The 9,320-nt window shown below is 71.0% G+C and carries 7 protein-coding genes; 1 reads left to right on the top strand and 6 read right to left on the bottom strand.

Annotation, left to right across the window (positions count from 1 at the left end):
* Positions 1-123 precede the first annotated feature (123 nt).
* From G3I71_RS40715 to hrcA, 6 genes are all read right to left on the bottom strand, one after another.
* Complete coding sequence (locus G3I71_RS40715; protein WP_164323185.1) at positions 124-3,342, bottom strand: S41 family peptidase; 3,219 nt, start codon at positions 3,340-3,342, stop codon at positions 124-126.
* Positions 3,343-3,434: 92 nt separating this feature from the next.
* The gene (locus tag G3I71_RS40710) at positions 3,435-4,013 is read right to left on the bottom strand and encodes a hypothetical protein (protein ID WP_164323183.1); all 579 of its coding nucleotides are present in this window, start codon (positions 4,011-4,013) and stop codon (positions 3,435-3,437) included.
* A 113-nt stretch (positions 4,014-4,126) separates the two neighbouring features.
* A complete protein-coding gene (locus G3I71_RS40705; RefSeq protein WP_164323181.1) occupies positions 4,127-4,888 on the bottom strand; it encodes a 16S rRNA (uracil(1498)-N(3))-methyltransferase in 762 nt (253 codons plus the stop codon).
* Positions 4,885-5,964: a nitronate monooxygenase gene (locus tag G3I71_RS40700; protein WP_164323179.1), complete on the bottom strand. Its 1,080-nt coding sequence runs from the start codon at positions 5,962-5,964 to the stop codon at positions 4,885-4,887. The genes G3I71_RS40705 and G3I71_RS40700 overlap by 4 nt, the downstream gene beginning before the upstream one ends.
* 120 nt (positions 5,965-6,084) lie before the next feature.
* Entirely contained in the window at positions 6,085-7,218 is a 1,134-nt protein-coding gene (gene dnaJ, locus G3I71_RS40695; RefSeq protein ID WP_164323177.1) for a molecular chaperone DnaJ, read from the bottom strand.
* Positions 7,219-8,235: a heat-inducible transcriptional repressor HrcA gene (gene hrcA / locus G3I71_RS40690; protein WP_164323175.1), complete on the bottom strand. Its 1,017-nt coding sequence runs from the start codon at positions 8,233-8,235 to the stop codon at positions 7,219-7,221.
* A gap of 279 nt (positions 8,236-8,514) precedes the next feature.
* On the opposite strand from hrcA, the gene G3I71_RS40685 reads away from it, so the two are divergent.
* Positions 8,515-9,315, top strand: coding sequence for an MBL fold metallo-hydrolase (locus G3I71_RS40685; protein ID WP_164323173.1), 801 nt, complete (start codon positions 8,515-8,517; stop codon positions 9,313-9,315).
* Positions 9,316-9,320 lie beyond the last annotated feature (5 nt).

Raw genomic sequence — 9,320 nt, 5'->3', positions numbered from 1 at the left:
GATCTCGTCGTCGATCTTCACGTACAGTGCGGTCAGCAGGGCGTCCAGGTTGTTCGTCACACAACGATCATGGACGCCCTGTCTGCGTTCCCGGACACACCGTCAGCATTCGGAATGACTCGTCTAGAGCTCCGGCAACCCCGGCGCCCTCTTGGCCGGCCGCTCCTCCAGCGACTCCAGCGCCAGCCGGATCGCCTCGTCCAGCTGGACATCCCGCCCGGCCGCGTAATCCTGCGGAGTCTGCACGACCTCCACGTCGGGATCGACCCCGTGGTTCTCGACGCCCCACTCATAACCCTCAAGCCAGAAGGCGTACTTGGGCTGAGTGACGAGCGTCCCGTCGACGAGCCGATACCGGCTGTCGATGGCGATCACCCCGCCCCACGTCCGTGTACCGACCACAGGACCGATCCCCAGCGCCTTGATCGCCGCGTTCACGATGTCCCCGTCCGAGCCCGAGAACTCGTTGGCGACGGCGACGACGGACCCGCGCGGCGCGTCCTCCGGGTAGCTGAACGGCCGTAGCCCGCGCGGCAGGTTCCAGCCGACGATCCGCCGCGCCAGCTTCTCGACGACCAGCTGGGACGTGTGCCCGCCCCGGTTCTCCCGGACGTCGACGACCAGCCCCTCCTTCGCGACCTCGATCCGCAGGTCGCGGTGGATCTGGGCCCAGCCGGGCGCCTGCATGTCGGGCACGTGCAGATAGCCGAGCCGCCCGCCGGACTTCTCGGCGACGTACGCCCGCCGGTCCGCGACCCACGCGTGGTAGCGGAGCGGTTCCTCGTCCGCGAGGGGTACGACGACCACGTGCCGCGGATCACCGCCGCCGGACGGCGAGATGGTCAGCTCGATGGGCTTGCCCGCCGTACCGACGAGCAGCGGGCCGGGCCCTGCGACCGGGTCGACGGGCTGTCCGGCGACCGCGACGATCGCGTCGCCCGGGCGTACCGCGACGCCGGGTGCGGCGAGCGGGGAGACGCCGTCGGGGTCGGAGGTCTCGGCGGGCAGGACGCGGTCGACGCGCCACAGGTACGTGTCCTGGGGACCGTCCTGGTGCCGGGAGATGTCGGCGCCGAGGAGGCCCTGCCGCTCGCCGTGGCCGTGTCCGCCGCGCGGGACGACGTAGGCGTGCGAGGTGCCCAACTCGCCCTGGACCTCCCAGAGAAGGTCGACGAGGTCGTCGTGGGTGGCGACGCGTCCGAGGATCGGCCGGTAGCGGTCGAGGACGCCGTTCCAGTCGGTGCCGCCCATGTCGGCACGCCAGAAGTTGTCGCGCATGATGCGACCGTTCTCGTCGTACATCTGCCGCCACTCGACGGCCGGGTCGACGCTCTGCCGTACGCGCGACAGGTCGACGGTGATGTTCGTGTCGCTCTCGTCGTCGTTCGAGGCGCGCCGGTCGCTGGGTACGACCTTCAGCTTGCCGTCGGTCCACAGCAGGACGCGTTTGCCGTCGCCGCTGACGGCGAAGTGGTCGGCGTCCCCGGCGAGGTGCTCGATGCGGTTCTGGGCGAGGTCGTACCGCTCCAGTTCGGTCTTCGGATCGGGATCGTCCGGGGTGGCCCTGGAGGTGCCGAGGACTCCGCGCACCGGGTGGCGCAGCCACAGGACGCCGTCCTTGGCGGCGCGCAGGTTGGAGTAGCGGGCGGCCTCGACCGGGAACGGCACGATGCGGTCGGCGAGCCCGTCGAGGTCGATACGGGTGACCGGGGCGCCCTCACTGTCCGGGGTCTCGTCCTTGTCCGGCGCCTCGAAGGGCCGCCCGTGCCGTTGCGGCCCGAAGGGCGAGGGCGTGGTCGCGGCAAGGGGGATGAGGTGCGGACGCGAGCCCCCGACGAAGGCGAGGTCGAACACGTGCTCGTCGTAGACGGGGTCGAAGGACCGCGCCGACAGGAAGACGAGATGCTTGCCGTCGACGGTGAATGCGGGCGAGTAGTCCCGGAACCGGAGCGGCGTCGCCTCCGTCACGGACAGATCAGTGGTGTTGGCGATCTTCAGCTGACGCAGCGGACGCGGCCCCGGATGGGACCAGGCCAGCCACGCCGAATCGGGCGAGAAGGCGAGCCCGGACACATCACCGTCGCCGCTGCGGTCGACCTCGCGCACCTCCCCCGACTCCCGCTCCACGAGCAGTACGCGCCCGTCGTGGGAGGCGACGGCGGCCCGGCTGCCGTCGGGCGCCATGGTGAGGCCGAGGACGCGCCCGAGCTGCCCGGCGGCGAGCCGGCGCGGAGTGGTCCCCGGTGCGACACCGGTCGCCGGGGCGAACTCCAGCGCGTCGTCGCCCTCCGCGTCCGTCACCCACACGGCCCACTCCTCGCCGTCCACACGGAAGGCACGGGGCAGCCTGGCCCGTACGCCGTGCCCGGAGGCGAGGACACGGGCGGGACCGGACCGGTGGGTGACCCAGTGCACGGCCCCGCGCACCCCGATGGCACTGCCACGCCCGGTGTGGTCGGGGGCGCCGGACCCGAACCACCGGGAGGCGCTCACGGGATGGGGCTGCAGGTCGACGCGCTGCCCGCCGAGCCGGATGTCGAGCCGACGCGGCTCGGCCCCGTCCAGGTCGTCGAGGAGCCACAGTTCACCGGCGGAGGAGTACACGACACGGCTGCCGTCGCTCGCGGCGTGCCGGGCGTAGAAGCTGTCGATCGGGGTGTGCCGCCGCAGGCCGGACCCGTCGGCCAGGGACGAGTACAGCGCCCCGACCCCCTCGTGATCGGACAGGAAGGCGATGCGCTCCCCGACCCACACCGGGTATTCGAGGTTCCCGTCGAGGTCGGGATGCAGCCGTACGAACTCGCCGTCCCCCTGCCGATCGATCCACAGCTTTCCTGCCGTACCGCCCCGGTACCGCTTCCACCAGGCGGCCTCACGCCCCATCGGAGCGGAGAGGAGAACGGTCGCCGGACCGTGTGCGACATCGCCGACGGGCCCGTACGGCAGGACAGTTGCCGGACCGCCGTCGAGGGGCACGGCCCGGGCCCAGGAGCGGCGCAGGCTGGCCTGTCCCTGGGTGCTGATGGCGAGGACCCGTCCGTCCGGGGTCCAGCCGCGCACCTGGGTCTTCGAACTGCCCCAGTAGGTGAGCCGGTTGGTGGACCCGCCGTCGATCGGGGCGACATGCACCTCGGGTGCGCCGTCCCGGGTGGAGGTCCAGGCGAGGCGGGTGCCGTCCGGGGAGATACGGGGATGGTTCACCGGTACGTTGTCCGCGCTGACGCGCCAGGCCCGGCCGCCGTCGAGCGGGGCGACCCAGACGTCGTCCTCGGCGGTGAAGGCGACCAGGTCGCCATGCAGATGCGGAAACCGGAGATACGCAGGCGAAGAGGGCTGAGTCACCCGATCACCCTAGGCACCGAGCCCGCCCCCGGACAGAGGTTTGGATCACTTCGTGCACAACCGGCCAAGACCCCGGTGCTCTGTTCACCCGCTCATTTGCCCTCGACGGGCAGGCAGTTCGGGTTCTCCTGGCACCAGATGGTCCTCGTCACGGTGACGGTCACGGTCGGCCCGGGCTGTCCGTTGTCCGACGGCTTCCAGGTGGCGGGCGTGGTGCGGGTCGGGGTGCTGGGCACGTCGCAGTTGCCGAGGCCGCTGACGCGGAGCCACTGCTTGCCGTCGATCTTGACGGTGAGGTTCCCGCGTACGCACCTGCCGTTGACTGCGCGCGTCACCTTGCCGGCGACGGTGATGTCCTTGCCGTCCGTGGTCTTGCCCTGACAGTCGACGTCGGCGTAGGTGTTCTCGCTCGGCGAGGGCGAACTCCCGGACGCGGAGGCCTTGTTGCCGTTGTTGACCGAGGCCGTGCAGGTGAGCCACTGGACGCCGACGTTCCGCCGCTCCAGCTCCTTCGTCATCGTCTGGTCGGTGGTGTAGGCCACGGTGGTCGAACCGAGCCCACCGGGATCACAGGCGACGACACCACCCGCGACGGCCACCACGAGTCCGGCCACCGCGACCGCCGTGCGTCGCCCGCGCGACCGAAGCCGAATCCGCCTCAAAGCCACCATGGAAGGGCAGCCTGCCACCGTCCCGCCCAACGCGGAAGGGCGTATACGGACATGCGCGCAAGCAACTTCGCGAAGAATCGCCGGAGGACCAACTGCCGTACGGGGGAACGAGGTCAGGACCAGCGACCCGTACGGCCGAGCAGCAGCGCCGTCGCGGCGGTACCGGCGGTGGAGGTACGCAGCACACTGGCGCCGAGTCGGTACGCCTTCGCCCCCGCCTCCTCGAAGAGGGCCAACTCCTCGGGGGAGACGCCTCCTTCGGGGCCGACGACCAGCACGATCTCGCCGGTGGAGGGGAGCCCGGCGGTCGCGAGCGCGGCACTGCCGTACTCGCGGTCCTCGTGCAGTACGGCGGCGAAGTCGGCCCTGGCGAGCAGCGCGGCGACCTGCTTGCTCGACGCGGCGTCCGCGATCTCCGGGAAGCGCACCCGGCGGGACTGCTTGCCGGCTTCCCTGGCGGTGGCCCGCCACTTGGCGAGCGCCTTCAGCCCACGGTCCCCCCGCCACTGTGTGACACACCGTGAGGCGGCCCAGGGAACGATGGCGTCGACGCCGGTCTCGGTCATCGTCTCGACGGCCAACTCACCCCGGTCGCCCTTGGGAAGAGCCTGGACGACGGTGATACGAGGAGACTCCGCGGCTTCCTCGGCCACCACCCCGAGTCGCAGAACCAGTTGGTCCTTGCCCTCGGCGGCGACGACCTCGCCCTCCGCCCAGCGCCCGGCCCCGTCGGTGAGGACGACGGTCTCACCGGCCCGCATCCGCTTCACGGAGACGGCGTGGCGCCCTTCGGCCCCGTCCAGGACGTACTGCCCGCCGGCGGTGGCGGAAAGGTGCGGGGGGAAACTCTCGACGACGAAGACAGGGGCGGTCACAAGCACTCGCCCCCGCCCACCAACGCGAGGCGCGCGGCCTCGATCTCGGCCGCCAGCACAGCCACCAGCTCCCCCGCCGGAAGCTCACGGACCATCCGGTGCCCCTGCCCCGCCCACAGCGCCATGCCCTGCGCGTCGCCGGACGCGGCGGCCTTCTTGCGGAGCGGCGAGGTGAGGTGGTGGACCTCGGGGTAGGCGGCGGGGGCGTACGGGCCGTGCTCGCGCAGGAAACGGTTCACCAGCCCCCGGGCGGGCCGGCCGGAGAACGCGCGCGTCAGCTCCGTACGGACGAAGAGGGGGTTGGTCAACGCCTGCTTGTGCAGGGCGTGGGCGCCGGATTCCGGGGTGGCGAGGAAGGCGGTGCCGAGCTGGGCGGCGCTCGCGCCGGCGGCGAGGACGGCGGCGATCTGGCTGCCGCGCATGAGCCCGCCGGCGGCGACGAGGGGGAGGTCGACGGTCTCGCGGACCTGGGCGATGAGGGAGAGCAGCCCGATGGCGGAGCCGTCCGCCTCGGGGTTGTCACGATGGGTGCCTTGGTGACCACCGGCCTCGACGCCCTGCACGATCACCGCGTCGGCCCCGGCCCGCTGTACGGCGAGGGCCTCCTCGGCGGTGGTCGCGGTGACCAGGGTGAGGGTGCCGGCGCGGCGGAGGGAGTCCAGTACGTCGCTGCTGGGCACCCCGAAGTGGAAGGAGACGACCGGGACCGGATTGTCGAGGAGTACGGCGAGCTTGGCGTCGTAGCCGTCGTCGCGTCCGCCGTCCGGGTCGCCGAGCTCGGTGTCGTACCAGGTGGCCTCACCGGCGAGCTGGTGGGCGTAGACCTCGACGGCGGCGGGGTCGGCATATTCGGGCTGCGGCATGAACAGGTTCACGCCGAACGGCCGACCGGTGAGCCCGCGCAACTTCTTGATCTCCTGGTACATCCCGTCCGCGGTCTTGTACCCCGCGGCGAGGAACCCGAGCCCGCCCGCTTCGGCGACGGCACCGGCGAGCTGCGGGACGGAGACGCCGCCCGCCATGGGGGCCTGCACGATCGGGTGAGGGAAGAGATCGGTCAGCGCGGAGGACGACATGACGGCATGTTGTCACGTCCCCACCACAAGTCCGAATCAGGCCCCTGACTTGCCCCTTCAGCGCTGAAGAGGGGTCCGGGGGCGCAGCTCCCAGAGAGCCCGCCCCCTCCCTCAACTCCCTCAGCGCCCGTTGAACGCGTCCTTCAACCGCGAGAACAACCCCTGCTGTCCAGGCTGGAACTGCCCCGTGGGCCGCTCCTCACCCCGCAGCTTCGCCAGCTCCCGCAGCAACCGCTCCTGCTCGGGATCAAGCTTCGAAGGAGTCATGACCTCGACATGCACCAGGAGATCACCACGCCCACCGCCCCGGAGATGCGTAACCCCTCGCCCGTGCAGCGGAATCGACTGCCCGGACTGTGTGCCCGGACGGATGTCGACCTCCTCCAGCCCGTCGAGCGTCTCCAGCGGCACCTTGGTGCCCAACGACGCCGCCGTCATCGGCAGAGTCACCGTGCAGTGCAGGTCGTCCCCGCGCCGCTGGAACTGCGAGTGCGGCAGCTCGTGGATCTCGACGTACAGGTCACCGGCGGGACCACCACCGGGCCCCACCTCACCCTCACCGGCGAGCTGGATCCTCGTACCGTTGTCGACCCCCGCGGGGATCTTCACGGTGAGCGTCCGGCGCGACCGCACCCGCCCGTCACCGGCGCACTCGGGGCACGGCGTCGGGACGACGGTCCCGAAGCCCTGACACTGCGGGCAGGGACGGGACGTCATGACCTGGCCCAGGAAGGACCGCGTCACCTGGGACACCTCACCCCGCCCGCGACACATGTCGCAGGTCTGGGCCGAGGTCCCCGGCGCCGCACCCTCACCACTACAGGTGGCGCACACCACGGCCGTGTCGACCTGGATGTCCTTGGTGGTCCCGAAGGCGGCTTCGTCGAGCTCGATGTCGAGCCGGATCATCGCGTCCTGGCCGCGCCGCGTACGCGACCTCGGCCCCCGCTGGGACGCCGTTCCGAAGAACGCGTCCATGATGTCCGAGAAGTTCCCGAAGCCACCGGCTCCGAAGCCGCCCGCGCCACCGCCCGCCTGCGAGAGGGGGTCACCGCCGAGGTCGTAGACCTGCTTCTTCTGCGGGTCCGACAACACCTCGTACGCGGCGTTGATCTCCTTGAACCGCTCCTGCGTCTTCGGATCGGGGTTGACGTCCGGGTGCAGCTCGCGGGCGAGCCTCCTGAACGCCTTCTTGATCTCGTCCTGGGACGCGTCGCGGCGCACGCCGAGTACGGCGTAGTAGTCCGTGGCCACTTAGGACTCCGCCAGGATCTGTCCGACGTACCGTGCCACTGCGCGTACCGCTCCCATCGTTCCCGGGTAATCCATGCGGGTCGGTCCGACCACGCCGAGCTTGGCGACTGCCTCGCCGCCCGAACCGTAGCCGACCGACACGACGGACGTTGAGTTGAGTCCCTCATATTTGTTCTCGTGACCGATTCGTACGGTCATGCTCGAATCCCCGGCCTCACCAAGGAGTTTGAGAAGTACGACCTGTTCCTCCAAAGCTTCCAGTACCGGCCGGATAGTGAGGGGAAAGTCATGTCCGAAGCGGGTGAGATTGGCGGTTCCGCCGATCATCAGCCGCTCCTCGGCCTCCTCGACGAGCGTCTCCAGAAGTGTGGAGAGCACCGTCGCGACCACACCCCGGTCCTCCGCCTCGAAGGCGTCCGGGAGGTCCTGCACGAGCTGCGGCACGTCCGCGAACCGGCGGCCCGCGACCCGGCTGTTGAGCCGCGCGCGTAGATCCGCCAGAGACGTCTCCCCGAAAGGCGCCGGGCAGTCGATCATCCGCTGCTCCACGCGGCCGGTGTCCGTGATCAGCACGAGCATCACGCGTGCGGGAGCGAGCGAGAGCAGCTCCACGTGCCGGACGGTCGACCGGGTGAGCGACGGATACTGCACGACGGCGACCTGCCGCGTCAGCTGGGCGAGCAGTCGCACTGTCCGCCCCACGACATCGTCGAGGTCGACAGCGCCGTCCAGGAAGTTCTGGATGGCGCGCCGCTCGGGCGCCGTCATCGGCTTGACGCCGGCGAGCCTGTCGACGAAGAGCCGGTAGCCCTTTTCGGTCGGGATGCGCCCGGCGCTGGTGTGGGGCTGGGCGATGAAGCCCTCGTCCTCCAGCGCCGCCATGTCGTTGCGGACGGTCGCCGGTGAGACGCCGAGGTTGTGCCGCTCGGTGAGTGCCTTGGACCCGACCGGCTCCTCGGTGCCGACATAGTCCTGGACGATCGCGCGCAGCACTTCGAGCCTGCGTTCACTGAGCATCGCGCACACCTCCAGCTGCTGTCGTCCCCTGTTGCGCCTACCCGCCACCCGGTCTCCCGCCCGGGCCGTCATCGGCTCTTCGACTCTGCATTGGCCATCCCTGGCACTCTTCGTGTGCGAGTGCCAGAGTTCCCCGGCCCAGTGTACGGCTGTCGGGTACGCCCCCGGCAAGGGCGGCCTGCGCCGACCTGCCGACGTGTACCGACCTGTCCTGCGATGTCGTGCCCACGGCAACCCGGTCCGGCCCACCAGGTGACCCTCTCCGGCTAGCGTCGCCGTATGAAGGTGACTTGGGAAGAGCCACGGTGGGACGACCTGGGCTGGGAGCACCTGGCGGCCGGGGTGGGCCGGTGCCGGTTGCCGGTCTGGGACTGCACGGTGGGGCTGGTGACCGGGCCGGGCGGCGCCCTGCTGATCGACGCGGGGGCGAGCCTCGCGGAGGGCGCGAAACTGCGCCTGGAGGCCCAGGAACTCGCCGGCCGCCGTGTGGACTTTCTCGCACTCACGCACCCCCACTTCGATCATGTTTTCGGGGCGGCGGCGTTCGCGGGTGCGCATGTCCTGGCTCCGGACAGTGCGGAGGATACCGAGGGCGCCGGGAACGAATTCGGGAAACCGGGGCGCGAGGCGCTGTGCGCGGACGCGGTGCGCAACGGTCTGGACGTCCGGGCGGCGGAGGAGGCCGCGGACACCCTGGTCGACCCGCATCAGCGCGTCCGGACGGATCTCGCCGTCGAGGTCGAACTGGGCGCCGGCCGGACAGTCCTCCTGAGGGCGGTCGGCCCGGGCCACACCCGCAACGATTTGGTGGTCGTCGTACCCGGTGCCGGTGGCGGTAACGGCGACGACCCGACCGTCGTCTTCTGCGGCGATCTGGTCGAGGAGTCGGGCGAACCCCAGGCGGGCCCCGACGCCGTACCGTCGCGCTGGCCGGCGGCCCTCGACCGCCTCCTCGCCCTGGGCGGCGAGGACGCCCTGTACGTACCCGGCCACGGAGCGGTGGTGGACGCGGCGTTCGTACGGTCCCAACGGGACGCCCTGGCAAGCCGTTTCGGCGTGTCGCGGGAGCCGGTGGCCTGACCGCA

This window comes from Streptomyces sp. SID12501 (assembly GCF_010550245.1).
Taxonomy (GTDB): domain Bacteria; phylum Actinomycetota; class Actinomycetes; order Streptomycetales; family Streptomycetaceae; genus Streptomyces.
Note: the sequence above shows the minus strand (reverse complement) of the source record. Positions and strands in the feature narration are given on the sequence as shown.